General features: G+C 73.2%; 20 protein-coding genes and 1 pseudogene. 12 read left to right on the top strand and 9 right to left on the bottom strand.

Annotation, left to right across the window (positions count from 1 at the left end; genetic code table 11):
- The first annotated feature begins 13 nt into the window (after nucleotides 1-13).
- Nucleotides 14-379 (top strand): DUF742 domain-containing protein, encoded by a 366-nt coding sequence (locus tag ABZS37_RS05475; RefSeq protein WP_204942071.1) that lies wholly within the window; start codon nucleotides 14-16, stop codon nucleotides 377-379.
- Nucleotides 360-983: an ATP/GTP-binding protein gene (locus tag ABZS37_RS05470; RefSeq protein ID WP_355165783.1), complete on the top strand. Its 624-nt coding sequence runs from the start codon at nucleotides 360-362 to the stop codon at nucleotides 981-983. Before ABZS37_RS05475 ends, ABZS37_RS05470 begins: the two co-directional genes overlap by 20 nt.
- 41 nt (nucleotides 984-1,024) lie before the next feature.
- Here ABZS37_RS05470 and ABZS37_RS05465 read toward each other — a convergent pair whose 3' ends face one another.
- From ABZS37_RS05465 to ABZS37_RS05445, 5 genes and pseudogenes are all read right to left on the bottom strand, one after another.
- Nucleotides 1,025-2,113: a uroporphyrinogen-III synthase gene (locus ABZS37_RS05465; protein WP_355165781.1), complete on the bottom strand. Its 1,089-nt coding sequence runs from the start codon at nucleotides 2,111-2,113 to the stop codon at nucleotides 1,025-1,027.
- The gene (gene nirD / locus ABZS37_RS05460; RefSeq protein ID WP_355165779.1) at nucleotides 2,113-2,460 is read right to left on the bottom strand and encodes a nitrite reductase small subunit NirD; all 348 of its coding nucleotides are present in this window, start codon (nucleotides 2,458-2,460) and stop codon (nucleotides 2,113-2,115) included. Before nirD ends, ABZS37_RS05465 begins: the two co-directional genes overlap by 1 nt.
- A complete protein-coding gene (nirB, locus tag ABZS37_RS05455) occupies nucleotides 2,457-4,994 on the bottom strand; it encodes a nitrite reductase large subunit NirB (RefSeq protein ID WP_355165777.1) in 2,538 nt (845 codons plus the stop codon). Before nirB ends, nirD begins: the two co-directional genes overlap by 4 nt.
- Nucleotides 4,991-6,429, bottom strand: a pseudogene (locus tag ABZS37_RS05450) (FAD-dependent oxidoreductase). The gene nirB and the pseudogene ABZS37_RS05450 overlap by 4 nt, the downstream one beginning before the upstream one ends.
- The gene (locus ABZS37_RS05445) at nucleotides 6,426-8,600 is read right to left on the bottom strand and encodes a molybdopterin oxidoreductase family protein (protein WP_355165775.1); all 2,175 of its coding nucleotides are present in this window, start codon (nucleotides 8,598-8,600) and stop codon (nucleotides 6,426-6,428) included. The pseudogene ABZS37_RS05450 and the gene ABZS37_RS05445 overlap by 4 nt, the downstream one beginning before the upstream one ends.
- 296 nt (nucleotides 8,601-8,896) lie before the next feature.
- Between ABZS37_RS05445 and ABZS37_RS05440 the strand changes: the two genes are divergently transcribed.
- The 7 genes from ABZS37_RS05440 (at nucleotide 8,897) to glmM (ending at nucleotide 14,385) form a co-directional block, all read left to right on the top strand.
- Nucleotides 8,897-9,592 carry a class I SAM-dependent methyltransferase gene (locus ABZS37_RS05440; RefSeq protein WP_355165773.1) on the top strand — a complete coding sequence of 232 codons (696 nt, stop codon included), beginning with the start codon at nucleotides 8,897-8,899 and terminating at the stop codon, nucleotides 9,590-9,592.
- Nucleotides 9,593-9,682: 90 nt separating this feature from the next.
- The gene (locus tag ABZS37_RS05435) at nucleotides 9,683-9,940 is read left to right on the top strand and encodes a DUF6364 family protein (RefSeq protein WP_088950199.1); all 258 of its coding nucleotides are present in this window, start codon (nucleotides 9,683-9,685) and stop codon (nucleotides 9,938-9,940) included.
- On the top strand, nucleotides 9,930-10,223 hold the full coding sequence (locus ABZS37_RS05430) for a hypothetical protein (protein ID WP_354823974.1): 294 nt from the start codon (nucleotides 9,930-9,932) through the stop codon (nucleotides 10,221-10,223). The genes ABZS37_RS05435 and ABZS37_RS05430 overlap by 11 nt, the downstream gene beginning before the upstream one ends.
- Nucleotides 10,224-10,362: 139 nt before the next feature.
- Nucleotides 10,363-11,745 (top strand): nitrate/nitrite transporter, encoded by a 1,383-nt coding sequence (locus tag ABZS37_RS05425; RefSeq protein ID WP_355165771.1) that lies wholly within the window; start codon nucleotides 10,363-10,365, stop codon nucleotides 11,743-11,745.
- 209 nt (nucleotides 11,746-11,954) lie between these two features.
- Nucleotides 11,955-12,398, top strand: coding sequence for a 50S ribosomal protein L13 (rplM, locus tag ABZS37_RS05420; RefSeq protein WP_355165769.1), 444 nt, complete (start codon nucleotides 11,955-11,957; stop codon nucleotides 12,396-12,398).
- 20 nt (nucleotides 12,399-12,418) lie between these two features.
- Entirely contained in the window at nucleotides 12,419-12,910 is a 492-nt protein-coding gene (gene rpsI / locus ABZS37_RS05415; RefSeq protein WP_354995063.1) for a 30S ribosomal protein S9, read from the top strand.
- Nucleotides 12,911-13,026: 116 nt separating this feature from the next.
- A complete protein-coding gene (gene glmM, locus ABZS37_RS05410) occupies nucleotides 13,027-14,385 on the top strand; it encodes a phosphoglucosamine mutase (RefSeq protein WP_355165767.1) in 1,359 nt (452 codons plus the stop codon).
- Between the two features lie 175 nt (nucleotides 14,386-14,560).
- Here glmM and ABZS37_RS05405 read toward each other — a convergent pair whose 3' ends face one another.
- A complete protein-coding gene (locus ABZS37_RS05405; protein WP_355165765.1) occupies nucleotides 14,561-15,757 on the bottom strand; it encodes a pyridoxal phosphate-dependent aminotransferase in 1,197 nt (398 codons plus the stop codon).
- Between the two features lie 39 nt (nucleotides 15,758-15,796).
- Nucleotides 15,797-16,774 carry an MmpS family transport accessory protein gene (locus ABZS37_RS05400; protein WP_355165763.1) on the bottom strand — a complete coding sequence of 326 codons (978 nt, stop codon included), beginning with the start codon at nucleotides 16,772-16,774 and terminating at the stop codon, nucleotides 15,797-15,799.
- A gap of 226 nt (nucleotides 16,775-17,000) precedes the next feature.
- Here ABZS37_RS05400 and glmS point away from each other — a divergent pair, with 226 nt between their 5' ends.
- On the top strand, nucleotides 17,001-18,914 hold the full coding sequence (gene glmS, locus ABZS37_RS05395; protein ID WP_355165761.1) for a glutamine--fructose-6-phosphate transaminase (isomerizing): 1,914 nt from the start codon (nucleotides 17,001-17,003) through the stop codon (nucleotides 18,912-18,914).
- A 5-nt stretch (nucleotides 18,915-18,919) separates the two neighbouring features.
- Here the strand turns inward: glmS and ABZS37_RS05390 are convergent, their stop codons facing one another.
- Both ABZS37_RS05390 and ABZS37_RS05385 read right to left on the bottom strand, forming a co-directional pair.
- Nucleotides 18,920-20,512 (bottom strand): alpha/beta hydrolase, encoded by a 1,593-nt coding sequence (locus ABZS37_RS05390; RefSeq protein WP_355165759.1) that lies wholly within the window; start codon nucleotides 20,510-20,512, stop codon nucleotides 18,920-18,922.
- Nucleotides 20,509-20,805, bottom strand: coding sequence for a hypothetical protein (locus ABZS37_RS05385; protein ID WP_355165757.1), 297 nt, complete (start codon nucleotides 20,803-20,805; stop codon nucleotides 20,509-20,511). Before ABZS37_RS05385 ends, ABZS37_RS05390 begins: the two co-directional genes overlap by 4 nt.
- Before the next feature lie 174 nt (nucleotides 20,806-20,979).
- Here ABZS37_RS05385 and ABZS37_RS05380 point away from each other — a divergent pair, with 174 nt between their 5' ends.
- Nucleotides 20,980-21,348: a holo-ACP synthase gene (locus ABZS37_RS05380; RefSeq protein ID WP_354995070.1), complete on the top strand. Its 369-nt coding sequence runs from the start codon at nucleotides 20,980-20,982 to the stop codon at nucleotides 21,346-21,348.
- Between the two features lie 55 nt (nucleotides 21,349-21,403).
- Complete coding sequence (locus ABZS37_RS05375; RefSeq protein ID WP_355165755.1) at nucleotides 21,404-22,870, top strand: NAD(P)H-hydrate dehydratase; 1,467 nt, start codon at nucleotides 21,404-21,406, stop codon at nucleotides 22,868-22,870.
- The last annotated feature ends 6 nt before the right edge of the window (nucleotides 22,871-22,876 follow it).

Below are 22,876 nucleotides of genomic sequence, written 5' to 3'. Positions count from 1 at the left end.
GAGGTGATCGGGGATGGACCAACGACGCGCTGACCCGCGCGGAGCGCTGGTACGTCCGTACGCGGTCACCCGTGGTCGTACCGAGCCCCGGCAGGACATCGCCCTTGAGGCCGTCCTCACCGCGTCTCCGACCCAGGTCGCCGAGTCCCGCTTCGCCGGGCATGACAAGCACCGCATCGCCACGGTCTGTGAGGGCCGAGCACAGTCGCTGGCGGAGATCGCCGCGTACACCCGGATGCCGCTGGGCGTCGCCCGGGTGTTGGTCGCCGACATGGTGGCCGAGAGCCTGCTGATGTTACACACTGCTGCTCCCGCCGAGGGGTTCGAGGAGCGGATGGAACTGCTTGGAAGGGTGCTAAGTGGACTTCGCAGGCTATGACCCCGCTGGGGGGCGGCCGGGCCGGGGAATCGTCTCCGCGAAGATCGTCGTCGCGGGCGGCTTCGGCGTCGGTAAGACGACACTGGTCGGGGCGATCTCCGAGATCACACCGCTGACCACGGAGGCGTTGATGACCGCGGCGGGTGTCGGCATCGACGACCCGTCCAAGGTGCCGGGCAAGGAGACCACAACGGTCGCCATGGACTTCGGCCGTATCACCATGGCCCAGGACCTGATCCTGTACCTCTTCGGTACACCCGGTCAGACCCGGTTCTGGTTCATGTGGGACGAGATCATCCGGGGTGCCGTGGGTGCCGCGGTGCTGGTGGACACGCGCCGCATCACTGACGCGTTCGCCCCACTGGACTACTTCGAGAACCGCAACCTGCCGTACGTGGTGGCGCTGAACCGGTTCGACGGCGCTCCCCAGTACGAGCTGGACGAGGTCCGCGAGGCGCTGGCCATCTCGCCGCAGGTGCCGCTGGTGATGACCGACGCCCGGCACCGGGACTCGGTCAAGCAGGTGCTGGTGACGGTGGTCGAGCACGCCATGCTCCGGCTCCAGTCCGAGCACGGGCGCGGCTTCCCCACGCCGGTTGGCTGAACCGTCGTGTCACGGCCGGCGCAGCGGTCGGCCGTGACACGTCAGTCCACGCGGAGTCGGTAGCCGCGCTTCACCACGGTCTGTACGACGCGGGGCGCGCGCAGGCCGGCCCGTAGGCGGGCGACGGCCATCTCCACCGCGTGCTCGTCCGCGCCCCGGGGCAGCGTCCGCAGCAGCGCCGTGCGCGACAGCACCCGGCCGGGGGACTGGGCCAGCGCCCGCAACACCGCCATCGGGGCGGGAGCGAGCGGCCGCAGCTCGCCGTCGATCACCGCGGCGTGTCCGCGCAGCGTGAGCAGGTGCCCGCCGGCCTTGAACGTCACGGTCCTGCGGGGCAGCTCGTCGACGATGGTCCGTACCAGCGCCCCCAACCGGGCCCGGGTGGGGGCGCTCACCGGCACCCCGTGCCGCAGCAGCGGCTCGGCGGTCACCGCGCCGACACAGCTGGCCAGGACGTCACCGCGGAACGCGGACAGCACCGACTCGGTGCGATCGCCGGCCGCCCGCAGCAGCGCCTCGGCCGCTGGCGCCGAGGTGAACGTCACCGCGTCCACCAGCCGGCCGACGATCAGGTCGATCAGTCGGTGCAGCGGTGCCGGGTCGGTCGGCGGGGCCCAGCGGTAGACGGGCACCTCGATCACCGTGGCGCCCGCCGCCTCCAGCGCGAGTGTGCATTCGGGCTGCCGCTCACCGTGCAGCTGCATGGCGATCACCTGCCCGGCCACGCCGCGCCGGCGCAGGTGGTCGACCACCTCGTCGCAGCTCTCCGAGGCCGGCGACCACTGGTCGTGCAGCCCGGCCGCACGGATCGCGCCGCGTGCCTTCGGGCCTCGGGCCACCACGTACGAACTGGCCAGCACCGAGCGCAGCGGCTCGGCCAGCCCCCAGCCCTCGGCCGCCTCCAGCCACCCGCGCATGCCGATGCCGGTGTTGGCCATCAGGATGTCCGGCGGCTGGTCGAGGCAGGCGCGGGTCGCCTCGCGCAGCTCGGTGTCGTCGGACAGCGGCACGATCCGCAACGCCGGAGCGAGCACCACCCGGGCGCCCCGCCGTTCGAGCAGCGCGGCCAACTCGTCGCGCCGCCGGTCGGCGGTCACCCCGATGGTGAAGCCGGCCAGTTCCTCCCGCATCAACCCTCCTGTCGCAGCCGGACCTCGACCAGCCCGTCGCGGCAACGCGCATCGTGCCGCGCCACGGCCACCCCCGGCAGGTCGAGGCAGTGCCCGCTGCGCAGGTCGTACACCTGCTTGTGCAGGGGTGACGCGACCGTCGGCACTCCGCCACGGCTGCCGACGATGCCCCGGGACAGCACGTACGCCCCGGAGACCGGATCGCGGTTGTCGATGGCGAACAGCCCGTCCGCCGTCCGGAAGAGGGCGACCTGCGCCCCGTCGACCAGGGCGGCGACGCCCCGGTCCGGTTCCAGTCGGTCGAGGGGGCAGACGACGGTCCAGCTCAGCGTGGCGGCGCGGGTCATCGCCGCACCTCCGGCAGGCCCAGCGCGACCGGTTGCCGGCGGTGCCCGTCGGTCAGGTGTGGTCGGGTCGGCGGAGAGCCACCCGCCGGCACCGGCTGGCCGCGTTCCCGGGCGAAGGTGATCGACGGGTCGGGCACGTCGGGGGCGTTGACGAAGGAGGTGTAGCGGCGGAGCCGATCCGGGTCGTCCAGCACGTCGCGCCACTCGTCGGAGTACGACGCGACGTGTCGGGCCATCGCCGCGTCGAGTTCGGCGCAGAGCCCCAACGAGTCGTCGACGATCACCGAGCGCAGGTGGTCGAGGCCGCCGTCCATCGCCTCGATCCAGCCGGCCGTGCGTTGCAGCCGGTCGGCGGTGCGGATGTAGTAGATCAGGAACCTGTCGATGAGCGTGATCAGCGCCTCCGTGGACAGGTCGGTGGCGAACAGGTCGGCGTGCCGGGGCCGGAAGCCGCCGTTGCCACCGACGTAGAGATTCCAGCCGGTCTCGGTGGCGATGATGCCGAAGTCCTTGCTGCGCGCCTCGGCGCACTCGCGGGCGCAACCGGAGACCGCCGATTTGATCTTGTGGGGGGCGCGCAGCCCTCGATAGCGCAGCTCCAACGTCACGGCCAACCCCACCGAGTCCTGTACGCCGTACCGGCACCAGGTCTCGCCGACGCAGGACTTCACCGTCCGCAGCGCCTTGCCGTACGCGTGGCCGGACTCGAAGCCGGCGTCCACCAGTCGCCGCCAGATCTGGGGCAGCTGCTCCACCCGCGCCCCGAACAGATCGATCCGCTGCCCGCCGGTGATCTTCGTGTAGAGCTGGAAGTCCCGGGCGACCTCGCCGATCACGATCAGCTTCTCCGGGGTGATCTCGCCGCCCGGGATCCGCGGCACCACCGAGTAGCTGCCGTCGCGTTGCAGGTTGGCCAGGAAGTGGTCGTTGGTGTCCTGCAACGACGCCTGCTCACCGTCGAGCACGTGCCCGGTGCCCAGCGACGCGAGGATCGACGCCACCACCGGCTTGCAGATGTCGCAGCCGCGCCCCCGACCGTGCTCGGCGACCAGCCGGGAGAAGGTGCGGATGCCGCGCACCCGGACGATCTCGAACAGCTCCCGCCGGCTGACGTCGAAGTGCTCGCAGAGCGCGCTGGACTGCACCACCCCGGCCGCGTCCAGGAGCTGCTTCAGCGTCGGAACACAGGAACCGCAGCTGGTGCCGGCCCTGGTGCACGCCTTCAACGCCGGCACGTCCGCGCAGCCCTCGGCGATGGCGGCGTCCACATCGCTGCGGGTCACCGCGTTGCAGGAGCAGACCTGGGCGGCGGCGGGCAGCGCCCCGGCGTCCGCGCCGCCGCCGTCCGGGGCGAGCAGCGCCAGTGGCGCGGCCGGCAGCGGGCCGCCCACGCTGGCCCGCAACGTCGGGTACGCGCTGGCGTCACCCACCAGCACCCCGCCGAGCAGGGTGTGCGCGTCGTCGGAGAGGACCAGTTTCGCGTAGACCCGGGTGGCCGGGTCGGTGAACGTGACGTCCAGGCAGCCCGGGGTCGTGCCGTGCGCGTCGCCGAACGAGGCCACGTCGACGCCGAGCAGCTTGAGCTTGGTGGCGGTGTCCGCACCCGGGAACGTCGCCGCACCGCCGACGAGCCGGTCGGCCACCACCTCGGCCGTCGCGTACCCGGGGGCTACCAGGCCGTGGCAGGTGCCGTCGACCGCCGCGCACTCACCGATCGCCCAGATTCGTTCGTCGGCGCTGCGGCAGGTCGCGTCGACCAGCACCCCACCGCGCGGACCCAGTGGCAGACCGGCGGCCCGGGCCAGCTGGTCCCGGGGCCGGATGCCGGCGGCCACCACCACCAGATCGGTCTCGATGACACCGCCGTCGGAGAGTTCCAAGGCTGCGACGCCGCCGCCCGGGCCGGACCGGATCGCCGTGGTCGCCACCCCGAGATGGGTCCGTACGCCCAGTTCGTCGACGTAGCGGCGCAGCATCGCCCCGCCGGCCTGGTCCACCTGCACCGGCATCAACCGGGGCGCGAACTCGACCACGTCGGTGCTCAGGCCGAGCAGCCGCAAAGCGTTCGCCGCCTCCAGACCGAGCAGTCCGCCGCCGATCACCGCGCCGACCCGCCGGCCCCGCGCGTACGCCCGGATCGCCGCCAGGTCGTCCAGAGTCCGGTAGACGAAGACCCCGGGCAGCTCCGCGCCGGGCACCGGCGGCACGAACGCGTACGACCCGGTGGCCAGCACCAGCATGTCGTAGCGGTACTCGCCAACGGCGGTGGTCACCACCTGTCTGTCCCGGTCGACGGCGGTGGCCGGCTCGCCCAGACGCAGCCGCACCCCGTCGTGCGGTGTGTGCAGGTTGAGCTCGCTCTCACTCACCCCGTCGAAGTACGCCGAGAGCCGCACCCGGTCGTACGCCGGACGTCCCTCCTCGGCCAGCACGGTCACCCGCCAGCGGCCCTGTGGGTCACGGGCGCGCAGCGCGTCGACGAAGCGCTGCCCGACCATGCCGTTGCCGATGACGACCAGATCGCCGCCGCTCATCGCGTCACCTCCACCGATTCCGCCTGGCCGAGCCAGTCGACGATGCCGCCCACGCGTCCCGGCAACCACCGCATCCGGTGCCGGCCCGGGTCGCCGCCACCACCGCATCGACCGTCCGGGCCCCGGAGCGCCAGCTGCGTACGAGCGCGCCCTTGGTCACCGTGTTGCACTGGCAGACCGTGGCCGCGTCCGGCATCAGTGCCGGTGACGCGGCCGGAGCCGCACCAACCGTGCCGAGTGCCCGGCCCAGCAGGAGCGCCCGCCGGTCGGTCGGCACCGGGTGGCCACGGTCGAAGAGCTGGATCACCGTGCCGACGGCCGGGTTGTCGCCGAGCAGGATCGCGCCGATCAACCGCTCGTCCCGAATCCGCAGTCGGGCGTACGTGCCCCGGGTCGGGTCGTTGAAGGTCAACTCCTCGTCCGGCCCGCCACCCACCGCGTCGCCCATCGCGGCCAGGTCGATCCCGGCGGCCTTGAGCCGGGTCACCACCGGTCGGGGCCGGTACCGGGCCAGCGGGTCCGTCCCGGTCAGCACGTCGGCGAGGACCCTGGCCTGGGCCCACGCGGGTGCGACAAGTCCGGTGAGGACGCCGTCGTGCTCGGCGCAGTCGCCGATCGCCGAGATGGACCGGTCGTCGGTGCGGAGCCGGTCGTCCACCACCACGCCCCGCCGCACGGTCAGCCCGGCGGCCTGCGCGAGGGCGGTGTCCGGGCGGACGCCGCAGGAGAGGACCAGCAGGTCGGCGCGCAGCGATCGGCCGTCGGCCAGGTCGAGGCGAACACCGGCGGCGTCCGCGGCCACGCCGGTCGCCGGCACCGCCAGCTGGATGGTGACGCCGAGCCCGGCGAGTGTGCCGGCGAGCACCGCACCGGCCGTCGGGTCGAGCTGCCGTTCCATCAGGTGCCCCCTCGGGTGCACCACGGTGGTGGCCAGACCCCGGGCGGACAGCCCTCGGGCGGCCTCCAGGCCGAGCAGCCCGCCGCCGAGCACCAGCGCGCTGCGCGCGCCGTCCGCCGCGGCGAGGATCCGTCGGCAGTCGTCGAGGGTCCGGAAGGGGATCACCCGCTCCGGCAGGTCGGCCGGGTCGAGGCCGGGCAGTGGCGGCACCACCGCCCGAGCGCCGGTGGCCAGCACCAGGTGGTCGTAGGGGATTCGTTCGCCGTCGTCGGTGCGGACCTCCCGGGCGGACCGGTCTACCGCGGTCACCGGTACGCCGGTGCGCAGGTCGATGCCGTGCCCGGCGGCCTCGGTCAACTCCACGTCCGGTTCGTCGATCCGGCCGCCCAGCAGTGTGGAGAGCAGGATCCGGTTGTACGCGCGGTGCGGCTCCGCCCCGAGCACGGTGACCTTCTGGTCCCCTGCTCGAGCGTGCAGCTCGCCGGCGAGGCGGGCGCCCGCCATGCCGTTTCCGACGATCACCACCCGGGCGGTCATGCCTTCTCCACCCGGACGGCGCAGATCTTGAATTCGGGCATCCCGGAGATCGGGTCCACCGCGTCGTTGGTCACCGAGTTGGCCCGGCCCGGCCCCGCGTAGTGGAACGGGGCGAACACGGTGTCCGGCCGGATCCCGGCGCTGAGCCGGGCCGGAGCGCGCAACTCACCTCGGCGCGAGGTGACCCGCACCGGGTCGCCGTCGTCGATGCCCAGCCGGGCGGCCAGGTCGGGGTGCAGCTCGACGAATGCCTCCGGGGCGGCGCGGCGCAGCGCGCCCACCCGGCGGGTCTGGGTGCCGGACTGGTACTGCGCCAGCACCCGGCCGGTGGTGAAATGCAGCGGGTACGTGGCGCAGACCTCCTCGGCGGCCGGTCGGTGGTCGACGGGGTGGAACCGGGCCCGGCCGTCCGGGGTGGCGAACCGGTCGGCGAAGAGGCGTGGCGTGTCCGGCCCGTCCTCGGTCGGGCAGGGCCAGTAGACGCCGTCGGCGGCGTCGATCCGATCCCAGCTGATGCCGGCGTAGTCGGTGGCCCCGCCAGCGGAGGCGCGGCGCAGCTCGGCGAAGACGGCGGCCGGGTCGGCCGGGAACCGAGCCGCAGCGGTGGCCTCCGGTCGCACTCTGGCCTGGTCGGTGCCCGCCTGGTCGGCGCCCGTTGGCTCGGCCTCGGCCAGCCGGGCCGCGAGGTCGGAGATGATGGCCAGGTCGGTCCGGACGCCCGGCGGGGGTGGGCGCAGTTCGCGCCGACGCAGCACCCGACCCTCCAGGTTGGTCATCGTGCCGTCCTCCTCGGCCCACTGTGCGGTGGGCAGCACCACGTCCGCCAGCGCGGCCGTCTCGGAGAGCAGCAGGTCGACGACGACCAGCAGGTCGAGGTCGCGCAACCGGCCCTCGATCCGGGTCGCCCGGGGTGCGGAGACCACCGGATTGGAGCCGAACACCAGCAACGCCCGGGGGCCGTCCGGAGTGCCGAGCGAGTCGAGCAGTTGGTAGGCCGGCACGCCCGGGCCGGGCAGCTCATCGGCCGGCACCCCCCAGACCCCCGCCACGTGCTCCCGGGCCGCCGGGTCGTCGATCCGCCGGTAGCCGGGGAGTTGGTCGGCCTTCTGCCCGTGCTCCCGCCCGCCCTGGCCGTTGCCCTGGCCGGTGAGGCAGCCGTACCCCGAGCCGGCACGGCCGGGCAGACCGAGGGCGAGGGCGAGATTGACGTACGCGGTGACCGTGTCCACGCCCTTGGCATGCTGCTCGGCGCCACGCGCGGTCAGGATGATCACCCGTCCGCCGGTGCCCAACGCGCGGGCGGTCGCCTCCAGGTCGCCCACCGGCACCCCGGAGAGCTGCTCCGCGCGGGCCGGCCACCAGGCGGCGACGCTGCGGCGGACCGCCTCGAATCCGGTGGTGCGTTCAGCCACGTACGCCCGGTCGACCCAACCCTCGGTGAGGGCGATGTGCAGCAGTGCGTTGGCCACCGCGAGGTCGGTGCCGGGCAGCGGTTGCAGGTGCAGGTCGGCCTGGCGGGCGGTGGCGGTGACCCGGGGGTCGACGACGATCAGGCGCCCGCCGTTGCGGCGCTGTTCGGTGAGCCAGCGCACCAGCGGTGGCATGGTCTCCGCCGGGTTCGCGCCGACCAGCAGCAGGGTGTCGGCCCGGCCCAGGTCGGCGAGCGGGAACGGCAGCCCCCGGTCGATACCGAAGGCGCGCATCCCGGCGGCTGCCGCGGAGGACATGCAGAACCGTCCGTTGTAGTCGATGTGCCGCGTGCGCAGCCCGATCCGGGCGAACTTTCCCAACGCGTACGCCTTCTCGTTGGTCAGGCCACCGCCGCCGAAGACGGCGACCGCGTCCCGGCCGGCGTCGTCCTGCACGGCGCGGATGCCGCCGACGACCCGATCGAGCGCGGCATCCCAGCTCGCCGCGTGCAGCTCACCGGTGGCCGGGTCGCGCACCAGCGGGGTGGTCAGCCGCTCCGGGTGGTCGAGCAGCTCGGCCGCGGTCCAACCCTTCTGACAGAGCCCGCCCCGATTGGTGGGGAACTGGCGGGGGTGGACCGTCACCCCGGTGTCGTCCTCGCGCAGCACCATGCCGCACTGGAGCGCGCAGTACGGGCAGTGCGTCGCCACTTCCCGGGGCGTCCGCCCCGGTGGAGTTGCCGACCACACACCGTCTGTCATGTCGGGAAAGCGTGCCGTCGGGCAGTTTCCAGCCCGGGTCCCTTCTGTTTCGGTCCTGTCAAGTGGGGCTCACACCGCACAGGGGCAGCGGACGCGATGGAGGGCACGAGTCGGAGCCTGTGGAGCTGAATCGTTGGCGACATCGGCAGTTGATTCGTTTGTGACATCAGCTCCAAAGCGGCAGCGCACCCCACCCGGCGTCCGACCGGACTCAGCAACCGACTGGTCTTCGGAGGGCCGCACACGCACATCTGGTCTATTATCTGGGAAATCTGTCTCGACATTTGGGAGTTGCGATGACTGTCGCGGACGCCTTCGACGCGGTGGCCGGCACCTACGACGAGGCCCGCCGACGGCTGGTGCCCTGCTTCGACGCCTTCTACGGCGCGGCGGTCGAGGTGGCCGCGCCACCGCTGCGCGCCGCGCTGGCTGCCGGTCGTACCCCCGAGGTGTTGGACCTGGGCGCGGGCACCGGCCTGCTCTCGCTGCTGCTCTCCGCCGCGGTGCCGGGGGTGCGGCTGACCCTGGTGGACGCGGCGCCGGCGATGCTCGCCCGCGCCACCGAGCAGTTGGACGCCCGGTCCGTGCCGCACCGGACGATCCGGGCCGACCTGGCCGACCCGCTGTCGGCCGGCCGGTACGACGCGGTTGTCAGCGCGCTGGCGATCCACCACCTGGACGACGCCGATAAGCAGGCGCTCTACCGGAGGGCCGCCGCCGCGCTGGCGCCCGGCGGGGTGTTCGTCAACGCCGAGCAGGTCGCCGGCCCGACACCGGCGCTGGACCGGCGCTACGACGAGGTGTGGACGGCGCGGATCACCGAGCTCGGCTCGCCCCCGGAGGAGATCGCGGCGGCCCGGGAGCGGATGCGGCACGACCGGCCGGCGACCGTCGGCGACCAGTGCCGCTGGCTCACCGAGGCGGGCCTGACCGACGTCGACTGCTATTTCAAGGATTGGCGCTTCGCGGTGTTCGGTGGGCGGGCCCGTTGAAGACCGCCGGAATGTGCGTTTCGACGCCGGAGGGCGAGCCGGCGGAAGCGTGGATGACTGACGGTCATACCGATGGGTAGTCTCAGCGGCATGACTGCCAAGGTGACTCTGTCGTTCACCGACGAGACAATCGAGGAGGCCCGGCGGTTCGCCAAACGCGAGGGCCTGTCGCTCTCGGCGTGGATGGACCAGGCCGCCCGGGAGAAGGCGCTGCGCGAGGTCTTCACCGCCCACGCCGCCGCCGTGGGCCGTGCCGGTCTGGACCTGGAGTCCGCCGCCCTCGCCGACGCCCGCGAGGTGGGCATGGTCAACGACCTGCTCTCCGGCGGACGGCCGCGTGCTGCGTAGGGGAGAGGTCTGGCGCATCGAGGGCGCCCGGGAACGCCTCGGGCTCGTGATCAGCTCAGACGTCTACAACTCCACCGACGTGCCCATCGTGATCGTGGTCGAGGTTGTCGAGGAGTCGCTGCTGCGCGACTCGCCGCTCGCCGTGGCGATGGGCCGGTACGTGGTGATGCCCGACCGCATCTCCTCGCCGATGAAGAAATGGTTCACCGACTGCGTGGACGTCGCCGACACCGACACCATGCTCCGGGTCGGCCGCGCGCTGCGCATCCTCCAGCAGCTCTGACCGGGGGCGGGGCGGCGCGCTCACCATCGCCGCCGGCCCGTGGTGCGGTCCCCGTTTCCGGGCCGACCCGCGACGGGCACTGCCAGGTAACCCGGCGTTCCTAGCGTTTCCCTCGTCACATCGACGAGAAGGAGCCGCCGTGAGCACGCTCACCAGCACCCCAGTCACCGCCGGGCCGTCGGCCGCCACCGGGCGTGGGCGTCGGCTCGACGACTGGCGCCCCGAGGATCCCGACTTCTGGCAGGCAACGGGCGCGCCCATCGCCCGGCGCAACCTCTGGGTCTCGATCTTCGCCGAGCACGTCGGCTTCTCCGTGTGGAGCCTCTGGTCGGTCACCGTGCTCTTCCTCGGCCCCGCGTACGGCATCGATCCGGCCGGTAAGTTCCTGCTCACCGCCGTACCGGCCGCACTGGGTGCGGTGCTGAGGCTGCCGTACACGCTGGCGGTGGCCCGCTTCGGCGGGCGGCGCTGGACGATCATCAGCGCCCTGCTGCTGCTGGTGCCCACGGTGCCGATGACGGTGCTGCTGGAACCCGGGGTGTCCTACTCCACGCTGATGGTGCTCGCCTGCCTCACCGGGGTCGGTGGGGGCAACTTCGCTTCCTCCATGGCGAACATCAACCTCTTCTACCCGTCTCGGCTCAAGGGCCGGGCGCTCGGGCTCAACGCGGGCGGCGGCAACCTGGGCGTACCCGCGGTGCAGTTGGTCGGGCTGGCGGTCCTCGCGACCGCCGGGGCCGCGTACCCCCGGCTGGTGCCGGCGGTCTACCTGCCGCTGATCGTGCTGGCCGCGCTGGCGGCGGCCCGTTGGTTGGACACCGTGCCCGGGGCGCGCAACGAGCCGGGCGCGCTGCGCGAGGCAGCCCGCGACCCGCACACCTGGGCCATGTCGCTGCTCTACATCGGCACCTTCGGCTCGTTCATCGGGTTCGGTTTCGCCTTCGGCCAGGTGCTCCAGCTCCAGTTCGCCGAGCGGTTCCCCACCCCGGTCGACGCTGCCTGGCTGACCTTCCTCGGCCCGCTGGTCGGCTCGCTGATCCGGCCGCTGGGCGGGCACCTCGCCGACCGGTTGGGCGGGGCCCGGGTGACCTTCTGGAACTTCGTGGCGATGGCGGCCGGCGCGTGCGTCGTGCTGTACGCGGCCCGGGAGCGCTCGTTCGGGCTCTACCTGGCCGGGTTTCTCGTCCTCTTCGTCTTCTCCGGCATCGGCAACGGCTCCACGTACAAGATGATCCCGGCGATCTTCCGGGCCCGAGCCGCGGACGCGGTGGCCGACGGCCGCCGCGACCCGGAGGCCGCCGCGCGTTGGGCGCGGCGCATGACCGGCGCGTTGATCGGCATCGCGGGTGCGATCGGCGCCTTCGGCGGGGTGCTGGTCAACATCGCGTTCCGCCAGTCGTTCCTCGGCTCCGGCAACGCCGACGCGGCCTACCTGGCCTTCATCGGCTGGTACGCGTTGTGTTTCGCCGTCACCTGGGTCGTCTACCGTCGCCCGCGGGCCGAACGACTCGCCGGCGTGTGAGCTGTGCCACGCCCGGCGCGTCGCCGCGCTGGACCGTACCCCCGTTTTGACCTGCGGACGGGGCGCCGGGTATCGTTGCCTGCTGTTGTACGACATCCAGAGGCGTGCCCTATCAGGTACGCTTGGTCGTTCGTGCGCGCTGGTCCGGCCTGCAAGATCTGGTCACCTCGGCGCGCGACCCCAGACCGACGACGAGACAAGGTAGACCTGTGCGTACGTACAGCCCGAAGCCGGGTGAGATCGAGCGTCAGTGGCACGTCATCGACGCCTCTGATGTCGTGCTGGGCCGCCTGGCCACCCACGCCGCCACGTTGCTGCGTGGTAAGCACAAGCCGACTTTCGCGCCGCACGTCGACACGGGCGACTTTGTCGTCATCGTGAACGCGGGCAAGGTTGCGTTGACCGGCAACAAGCGCCAGACCAAGGTCGCTTACCGCCACTCCGGTTACCCGGGTGGTCTTAAGCAGATCGGCTACGACGAGCTGCTGACCAAGCGCCCGGAGCGGGCCATCGAGATGGCTGTGAAGGGGATGCTCCCGCACAACAAGCTCGGCCGTCAGCTGATCAAGAAGCTGAAGGTCTACGCCGGTGCCGAGCACCCGCACCTCGCGCAGCAGCCGGTGCCGTTCGAGATCAAGCAGATCGCGCAGTGAGCGCGGGCGAAGGAAGCAGCATGACCGACATCACCGAGACCGAGGTCGCCCCCGTCGCTCCCGAGGCCACCGAGGCTCCGGAGGTCACCGAGGCGCCGGCGCCCGTCGCCCGCGCGCCGCGTGGTGACCGCCCGATCCAGACCGTGGGTCGGCGCAAGGAAGCCATCGTCCGGGTCCGTATCGTGCCGGGCACCGGCAAGATCACCTGCAACGGCCAGGACCTCGAGGCGTACTTCCCGAGCAAGGTGCACCAGCAGCTGATCAAGGACCCGCTGGTGACCGCCGAGAAGCCCGAGATGTTCGACGTCATCGCCAACCTGCGTGGCGGCGGCACCACCGGCCAGGCCGGTGCGCTCCGGCTGGGCATCGCCCGGGCACTGATCATCAATGATCCCGATGACCGCCCGGCCCTGAAGAAGGCCGGCTTCCTCACCCGGGACGCCCGGGTCAAGGAGAGCAAGAAGTACGGCCTCAAGAAGGCCCGTAAGGCTCCTCAGTACTCGAAGCGCTGATCTTCACCAGCGCGTTGTACTTCTGACGGACGGCCGGTCCGCCTCCCCTCGATCGGGGAGGTGGCCGGCCGTTTCGCTTTCTCCTCATCGGCAGTGCGCATCGGAGGTTGGCGAGTATGGGTCGGTTGTTCGGCACGGACGGCGTACGCGGGCGGGCAAACGCGGATCTCACGCCCGAGCTGGCGCTCGCGCTGGCCGTGGCCGCCGCGCACACGCTCGCCGAGACGGATCGCAGCCATCCGCCGCTCGCCGTGGTCGGCCGGGACACCCGGGCCAGCGGCGAGATGCTGGAGGCGGCCGTGGTGGCTGGGCTGACCAGCGCCGGCGCCAACGTGGTGCGGGTGGGCGTCCTGCCCACCCCCGCGGTGGCGTACCTCACCGCAGAGGCCAAGGCCGACCTCGGTGTGGTGCTCTCCGCGTCGCACAACCCGATGCCGGACAACGGCATCAAGCTCTTCGCCGCCGGCGGGCACAAGTTGCCCGACGAGATCGAGTTGCAGATCGAGGCGGCTGTCGAGACGAACGCCACGACCGCCTGGGACCGGCCGATCGGCGCCGGCATCGGCCGTGTGCACGACCTGCTCGACGGCGCGGACCACTACGTCCAGCACCTGGTCGGTGCCGTGCCGCACCGGCTCGACGGGATCAAGGTCGTGGTCGACTGCGCCAACGGCGCCGCCTCCGAGGTCGCCCCGGTCGCCTACCGGGAAGCCGGCGCCGAGGTCGTCGCGATCCACGCCGAGCCGGACGGCTTGAACATCAACGACGAGTGCGGCTCCAACCACATCGAGGCGCTGCGCGAGGCCGTCGTGGAACACGGCGCCCACCTGGGCATCGCCCACGACGGCGACGCCGACCGCATCGTGGCGGTCACCGCCGACGGTGACGAGGTCGACGGCGACCAGGTGATGGCGATCCTCGCGCTGGCCATGCGGGATGCCGGCACCCTCACCCAGGACACCCTGGTCGCGACCGTGATGAGCAACCTCGGCCTGCGGCTGGCCATGTCCGCGCAGGGCATCCGGCTGATCGAGACCAAGGTCGGCGACCGGTACGTCCTGGAGGCTCTGCGCGCCTCCGGCCTGGCCCTCGGCGGCGAGCAGAGCGGCCACATCGTCATGCCCGCCCACGCCACCACCGGCGACGGGGTGCTCACCGGCCTGCACCTGATGGCCCGGATGGCGGCCACCGGCCAGACCCTCGCCGAGTTGGCCTCGGTGGTCACCAAGCTGCCCCAGGTGCTGATCAACGTCCCGGTCGGCGACCGGACCATCGGAGCCAACGCGCCAGCCGTGCGCGCCGAGGTCGAGCGAGCCGAGGCGGAGCTGGGCGAGACCGGTCGGGTGCTGCTACGCCCGTCAGGCACCGAGCCGCTGGTCCGCGTGATGGTCGAGGCAGCCACCGAGGCGACCGCCCGCGAGGTAGCCGAGCGGATCGCCGCACTGGTCCGCACCGCCACCCCCCCAAAGCCCTAACCCCCCGCCCCCGCCGTACCCCCCGCCCCCGCCCCGCCCCGCCCCGCCGTGCCCCCGCCCCGCTCGCCCCGTTGATCTAGGGCAAATCGCTGTGATCGGAGATCAACTCGCGACGATATGCCCTAGATCAACGGGGGCGGGGGCGGGGCAGGGGCGGGAGGGGGCGGGGGGCGGGTTAGGCGGTCGGGGTCAGAGTGCGCAGCCGGGTGACCGCCTCGGTCAGCACCTCGGGGCGCTTGCAGAAGGCGAAGCGGATCAGCCGCCGGCCCGCGTCGACGTCGTCGTAGAAGACCTGGGTGGGCACCGCCACCACGCCGCAGCGCTCCGGCAGTGAGCGGCAGAACTCCACCCCGTCCCGCCCGCCCAGGGCGGTGACGTCGGCGGTCACGAAGTAGGTTCCCTCCGGGCTGAGCACCTCGAACCCGGCGTCGGTGAGACCACCGACGAGTTGGTCGCGTCGCTGCTGGAGCCCGTCGCGGAAGCCGGTGTAGTAGTGGTCCGGCAGGGCCAGCGCCACGGCGACCGCCGGTTGCAGTGGCGCGGCGTTGGCGAAGGTGAGGAACTGCTTCACCCGCAGCACCGCCGAGACCAGCGCCGCCGGGCCGCTCACCCAGCCGACCTTCCAACCCGTGCAGGAGAACGTCTTGCCGGCCGACGAGATGCGCAGCGTCCGCTCCCACATCCCCGGCAGGGTGGCCAGTGGCACGTGTGGGCTCGCCGCGTCGGTGAAGACCAGATGCTCGTACACCTCGTCGGTGACCGCGTACGTGCCGTGCTCCTGGCACAGCTCGGCGACCAGCGCCAGCTCGGCCGGGATGAAGACCTTGCCGGTCGGGTTGTGTGGCGAGTTGAGCAGCACCAGCCGGGTGCGCGGCCCGAACGCCGCGCGCAGCGCCGCCGGGTCGAAGGCGTATCGACCGTCGGCGGCGGGGCGCAGGGTCACCGGCCGCCGGACTGCGCCGGCCAGTGCGATCGAGGCGGCGTACGAGTCGTAGTACGGCTCGAAGCAGACCACCTCGTCACCCGGTTCGCAGAGGGCGAGGATGCTCGCCGCGATCGCCTCGGTCGCGCCCGCGGTGATCACGATCTCGCCGTCCGGGTCGTACGCCAGCTCGTGGAACCGTTGCTGATGGGCCGCGACCGCCGCGCGCAGGGCGGGGATCCCCGGCCCGGGCGGGTACTGGTTCTGCCCGCCGCGCAGGGCCTCGGCGGCGGCAGCCAGCATCTCCGGTGGCCCGTCGGTGTCGGGGAAGCCCTGGCCGAGGTTGACCGCGCCGGTCCGCACGGCGAGGGCGGACATCTCGGCGAAGATCGTCGTGCCGAACGGCCGCATCCGGGCCACCAGCGGGTCGACATCGGTGCTCGTCGTCACCTGCGCCAGCCTACGGGTGCCCCCGGCCGAACCCCAGCCTCACTCGGGCGTGCAACTGGTAGCCCAGGTCCCCCGAGTGGTATTGACGACCGGCTTGCCGGCGCCGGTGACCGTGACGGTGCAGTCGAGTGGTCTCTCACCCTCATCGTCGGCCCATCTGGCCTCCACCATGACCCGGCTGTGGCCGTTGGTCCGGATGGTGGTGCGCCAGGGCAGCGTCGTGCCGTCGACGTGGATGAGGTCACTCTCGGCGTCGAAGTAGGCGATGTTGGCCCGCCCGTTTCCGCTGACCTCGTAGAGCACCGTCACCGGGGCCGGCCCCGAAGTTGGTCGGGTGATCGGCTGCTTGGTGGGGGTGGATGGCGCCACGGTCGGCGGCGGGGCGGCGGGCGCGGTCCAGCCGTCGTCGTCGGGGACGACCCACGGGTCTCCGGCGATCGGGTCCGGAGCGGACGCATTGAGCAGGAAGTTGCCCCCGCAGAGGCAGCCGCAGATGGCCAGGACCAGCACCACGAAGACCGCGACGACGATCCCGACGACCCGGCCGCTGCCCGTGGCCGGGCTGCCGCTGACCTGCGGATACCCGGGGTAGGCGTACGGCGGCGGATAGCCGGGCGGCGGCCATCCGGCGGGCGTGGGCCATCCGGCGGGCGGCGGCTGTCCGGCGGGCGTGGGCCACCCTGCTGGCGGCGGCGATCCGGCGGGCGGCGGGCCCGAGGCGTCGGGCGGGGACGGCGCCCACGGGGTCGCCGGCGGTTCGGGCGTCCATGGCGCTGCGGGCGGTTGGGGCGTCCACTGGGTCGCGGGCGGGGACGGCGCCCACGGCGTGGCCGGCGAGGTCGGCGTCCACGGGGTCGGCGTCCACGGGGCAGGCGGTGCCCACGGCTGACCCGGGGCCAGCGGGTCGGTCGCCGGGATCGGAGCCGAGGAGGGCGGCGCCGTCGGATCCGGCGGTGGTGAGGATGGTGGGTCCGGTGGTGGGGAGGGGGACGGGTCGGGCGGGGGCGCGTCGGACATGGCTGCTCCGGGTGGGAGTGGGTATGGGACGGACGTGCGCGCCGAGCCCGCCGAGAGACTGTCGTACGCAAAGGCCCGCCGCAACCCCGTCGTCCCGAGACGGACACGAGCGAGCCTGTCAGCTCGTCCCGTTGTGACCTGTCAACCACCGATCGCTCAGATTCCGTGATTGATAACCCGGCTTTCGAGCACCCACCGTGTGCGAAACTGGGTTAGGCTGCGGGCCATGTGTGGAATCGTGGGATACGCGGGCGCGCGCCCCGCACTCGGCATCGTCCTCGACGGGCTGCGGCGGCTGGAATACCGCGGCTACGACTCGGCGGGCGTCGCCATCGTCTGCGACGACCAGCTCCTGACCGAGAAGAAGGCCGGCAAGCTGGCCAACCTGGAGAAGGTGCTGTCCGAGCGGGCCGCCGACCACCCGACCTCCTGCGCGGCCAGCCCGATCGGCATCGGTGACGGCACCACCGGCATCGGGCACACCCGGTGGGCCACCCACGGCGGCCCGACCGACCGCAACGCCCACCCGCACGTCGCCCCCGACGGACGGGTCGCGGTGATCCACAACGGCATCATCGAAAACTTCGCCAAGCTTCGTACGGAGCTGGAGGCCGACGGCGTCCAGTTCACCAGCGACACCGACACCGAGTGCGCCGCGCACCTGCTCTCCGCCGCGCTGGCCGACCTGCGCGCAGCCGGCCAGCCGGACGGCCCGCAGCTGCTCGCCGCCGGCATGCGGGTGGTCTGCCAGCGGCTGGAGGGCGCCTTCACCCTGCTCGCGGTGGACGCCTCGGTGCCCGGTGCGGTCGTCGGTGCCCGGCGCAACTCGCCGCTGGTCGTTGGCCGTGGCGACGGGGAAAACTACCTGGCCAGCGACGTGGCCGCGTTCATCGAGCACACCCGGGAAGCGGTCGAGCTGGGCCAGGACCAGATCGTCCTGATTACCGGCGACAGCATCGAGATCACCGACTTCGACGGTCAGCCCGCCGCCGGCAAGGACTTCCACATCGACTGGGATTCCTCGGCCGCGGAGAAGGGCGGCTACGACTGGTTCATGCTCAAGGAGATCGAGGAGCAGCCGCAGGCCATCGCCGACACGCTGCTCGGCCGGCTCACCGAAAGCGGTGAGATCGCCCTCGACGAGGTCCGCCTCAGCGACCAGGATCTGCGCGACGTCGACAAGATCTTCATCGTGGCCTGCGGCACGGCGTACCACGCCGGCATGGTCGCCAAGTACGCCATCGAGCACTGGACGCGGATCCCGTGCGAGGTGGAGCTGGCCAGCGAGTTCCGTTACCGCGACCCGGTGCTCGACCGGTCCACGCTGATCGTGGTGATCTCGCAGTCCGGCGAGACGATGGACACCCTGATGGCGCTGCGCCACGCCAAGGACCAGAAGGCCCGGGTGCTGGCGATCTGCAACACCAACGGCTCGACCATTCCCCGTGAGTCCGACGCCGTGCTCTACACCCACGGCGGGCCGGAGATCGCCGTCGCGTCCACCAAGGCGTTCCTCACCCAGGTCGTCGCCTGCTATCTGATCGGCCTGCACCTCGCCCAGGTGCGCGGGATCAAGTTCGCCGACGAGGTGGGCGCGGTGGTCGCGCAGTTGCAGGAGATACCGGGCAAGCTGCGTGAGCTGCTGAGCCGGATCGAGCCCGTGCGCGAGCTGGCCCGGGAGCTGAAGTCCGAGCCCACGGTGCTGTTCATCGGTCGGCACGTCGGCTATCCGGTGGCCCTGGAGGGCGCGCTGAAGCTCAAGGAGTTGGCGTACATGCACGCCGAGGGCTTCGCAGCCGGTGAGCTGAAGCACGGCCCGATCGCCCTGATCGACAAGGGCACCCCGGTGATCTGCGTGGTGCCCTCGCCGGTTGGCCGGGGCATGCTGCACGACAAGGTCGTCTCCAACATCCAGGAGGTCCGGGCGCGCGGCGCGCGGACCATCGTGATCGCGGAGGAGGGCGACGAGGCCGTCGTCCGGTACGCCGACCACCTGATCTACGTGCCGCGTACGCCGACCCTGCTGGCCCCGCTCGTCACCACGGTGCCGCTGCAGGTGCTCGCCGCCGAGATCGCCGCCGCCCGGGGGCACGACGTGGACCAGCCCCGCAACCTGGCGAAGTCGGTCACCGTCGAGTAAGGCCGTCAGCGGCCCAGCACGACCCGGGCCATCCCGTCCAGCGCGGGGTTGCCCGGGTCCCAGTAACCGGTGTGCCCGCCTCGACCACTGCCGAAGACCCGACCGCCGAACCCGGGATCGGCCGGGTCGTGACCGAACCACAGCTCGTGCCCGGTCCGGTCGGGCCAGCCCAGCACGGCGGCCAGCGGAGCAGCCCCGAGCAGGGCTCGCCGGCCCATCTCGTCCACCGGGCGGGCGGCCCGGATCACGTCGTCGGGGGCGCTGCTGGCCCAGACCTCCCCAGGTGGCACGCCCAACTCGGCGGCGTGCGACGCGCCGACCCCGGGTGAGCCGACGAAGACCAGCGCGTCGGCGGCCAGCCCGTGCTCCCGGGCGGCCACACCCACCACCAGCGACCCGTAGCTGTGCCCGAGCACGGTCTGCCGGGCCGGTGGCCCCTCGTGGCTGGCCCGCAGCCCCTCCTGAAAGCGGTGCAGCGTCGGGCCGGCGTCCCGGGCCTGGCCAGCCGAGGCGGCCTCGGTCAGGAAGTCCGGAGCGTCGTAGTCCAACCAGAGCACCGCCGCGCTGCGCTCACCCGGCGCGAGCGCGGCGCACCTGTCCAGCACTCGCGCCGCTCTGCCCAGCTCGCCCGGGGCGTCGTCCAGGCCGGCGGTCATCCCCGGCACGTAGGTCAGCACCCGCGCGGCGCGGTCCGGGTCGCCGAGCGCCACCACCACCCGGCCCTCACCGGCCGGATCCAGCCCGAGCAGGTACGCCCGTGGCTCACCGCCGGACGTCAGCCGCCCGGCCAGCGCGTCCAGACCGGCCAACCGCCCGGCCACCCCGTGCAGGCGGACCGCCGCGAGCGGCCCCGGCGGCACCCGGGCCAGCAACCGTCGCCGCTCAGCCAGCAACTCCTCGCGCCGAACGCCCAGCCGCAGCCGGTTGGCCTGGTCACGGGCGGTCACCGGCACCCCGTCCAACAGGCCGACCAGGGTCGGCTCGCGCCCGATGAGCCACCGTCGCTGGGCCGGTGTCAACCCGGACCACCAGGCGCGGACCAGCATCGGCGCGGCACCGGGGGCCGGCCGGCCCGGCGGTGGCGGGGACGCCCAGCCGGAGCCGGCGGCCCGCGCCAGCTCATCCAACCGGTCGGCGGCGACCCGATCCGCGGCCCCTGCCTCGTCGAACGCGTCCCGCAGGGCCGCCGCCACCCGGGCCGCCGCCACGCCCGCCCGCTCGGTGGGCCGGACCCGCGCGGGATCGACGTGCACCCTGCCCGAGCGGTCCACCACCAGGCCTGCCGCGTCGGCCTGAGCGACCGCCTCGGTGAGCCGCCCCTTCGCCAGCGTCAGCCGGCCAGCCAACTCGGCCAGCACCTGGTCGACCTCGATCAGCGCGGGCGCGACAGACGTCAGCTCGTCACGCAGACCGGTGAGCCGGGCGTCCGCCGCCGTGGCCGCCGCACCGGACCAGCCGCCCCGCAACCGCCCGGCGGCCCCGCGCAGCTCGCCGACGCGTCGATCGAGCGACCCGGTCAATCCGGCCCAGGCGGCCCCGGCGGCCCGCCACCCGCCCGGATCGGCTGCCCACAGCTGCCGGTAGCCGACACTGCTCATCGGGGCAGGGCGGCGAACCGGTGGGCGGCCCGGTCGTCCACCGTCTCGTACGCCTCGGCCGCCGCCCGGACTCCTGCGGAGGCCGCCGCGACCTGAGCAGCCAGCCGGCAGAACCAGGCGTGCCCGGCTGCCTCCAGCCCGGCCAGAGCCGCGCCAGCTCGCCACTCGGGCGCTGCCACCAGCAACCCGGGCACTTCCGCCAGGCCCAGCGCCAGCCGGTGCGCCTCGTCGTCGAGCGTGACGGCGACCGCCCGCAGCTCCTCCGGCCGGACCGCCAACGGCTCATCCGTCATGACCACACCCCCGTGCACGATCGGCATCGACGCGCTGACGTTAGGCGGGGACGGGAGGCCTCAAAGTGCCCTGTGGACAGCCGGCGGTGGGCCGTACCCCGGCGTGTCCACAGGCGTTGCCCACGGCGGGCTCGACGGCTAATCTGCGGCCTCGGCCGCCGGTAGGGTGGTGTGGTGATCGTCGCTGTCGGCATCGACGTCGTCCTGGTCGACCGGTTCGCCGGGGCCCTGGCACGGACGCCGCTGCTCGCCGACCGGCTCTTCACCGAGGCCGAGCGGACCACCCGCTCCGGCAACCCGCGCTCGCCCGAGTCGCTCGCCGCCCGGTTCGCCGCCAAGGAGGCCGTGGCCAAGGCGCTCGGCGCTCCGGCGGGGCTGAGCTGGCACGACTGCGAGATCGTGCCCGATCCGGATGGCCGCCCCTGGCTGGCCGTGTCCGGCACGGTCGCGGCGGCAGCCGACGCACGTGGGGTCAACCACTGGCATCTCTCGCTGTCGCACGACGGGGGGATCGCGTCGGCGATGGTGGTCGCGGAACGATGACGTCGGCCGGGCGGGCCGATCGGCCCCACCCGCGAGCGGAATGGGACACGGTGGCATGAGAGCGGTGTGGCGGGTGGCCGACGTACGGGCGGCCGAGGCGGGGCTGATGGGCACGCTGCCGGAGGGGACGCTGATGCAGCGGGCCGCCGCCGGGCTGGCCCGTCGGGCCGCGCTGCTGCTCGCCGAGCGGGGCGGGGTCTACGGCGGCCGGGTGCTGCTGCTGGTCGGCTCCGGCGACAACGGCGGTGACGCGCTGTACGCGGGAGAGCGGCTGGCCCGCCGGGGTGTCCAGGTGTCCGCCCTGCTCCTCACCGGGCGTGCGCACGCTGCGGGGCTCGCCGCGCTGAGAGCGGCCGGCGGCCGGTTGGTGCCACGACCGGCCGGCCCGGTCGACCTGGTCCTCGACGGCATCGTCGGCATCGGCGGCACCGGTGGGCTGCGGGCGAGCGCGGACGAGGTGGTCCAGCGCCTCGGCGAGCTGCGCGGGCGCGACGGCGAGCGTGCCACCGTGCTGGCGGTGGACCTGCCGAGCGGGGTTGCGGTGGACACCGGCCACGTGCCGCTGGCTTCGTCCGGCCGGCCAAGCGCGGTCCGCGCCGATGTGACGGTGGCGTTCGGCGCGCTGAAGCCCGCACTGGTGGTCGGGCCGGCCGCCGCCCTGGCCGGGCACGTGGAGCTGGTCGACATCGGGCTGCGGCCGTGGTTGCGAGGCACCCCGGCGCTACGGGTCACGGAGTGGTCCGACGTGGTCGACTGGTGGCCGGAGCTGGGCCCGGCGTCGGAGAAGTACAGCCGGGGTGTGGTGGGCGTGTCGACCGGATCAGCGACCTACCCGGGCGCGGCGGTGCTCTCCGTGGGCGGCGCTCTGGCGGGGCCGACCGGCCTGGTCCGCTACGCCGGCAGCGCCCGTGCCGAGGTGCTGCACCAGCACCCCTCGGTCATCGCCAGTGGGCGGGTCGCCGACGCGGGCCGGGTGCAGGCCTGGGTCTGCGGCTCCGGGCTGGGCACCGGTGAGGACGCGGCGGCCGAGCTGCGCGCCGTGCTGGCCGCCCCGGTGCCGGTGGTGCTCGACGCTGACGCGCTGACCCTGCTGGTGGACGGCTCGCTCGCCGACCGGCTGCGCGGTCGGGACGCGCCGATTGTGGTCACCCCGCACGACCGCGAGTTCGCCCGACTCTGCGGGGAGGAGCCCGGCGCCGACCGGGTCGCTTCCGCGCTGCGGCTGGCCGCCTGGATGAACGCGGTGGTGCTGCTCAAGGGGGACCGTACGGTGATCGGCACGCCGGACGGTCGGGCGTTCGTCAACCCGACCGGGACCCCGGCGCTGGCCACCGGCGGCACCGGCGATGTGCTGGCCGGGCTGCTCGGCTCGCTGCTGGCGGCCGGGGTGCCCGCCGATCGGGCCGCGGCCTCGGCCGCGTACCTGCACGGGCTCGCCGGCCGGGAGGCGGCCCGGGGCGGCCCGGTGACCGCGCCCGATGTGGTGACGGCGCTGCGTCCGGTGCTCGCCCGGCTGGGCTGATCGTGT

Origin of the sequence: Micromonospora sp. NPDC005413 (assembly GCF_040606435.1) — a bacterium.
GTDB lineage: Bacteria > Actinomycetota > Actinomycetes > Mycobacteriales > Micromonosporaceae > Micromonospora.
The sequence above is the reverse complement of the archived record's forward strand: the minus strand, read 5'-3'. Positions and strand labels throughout refer to the sequence as shown.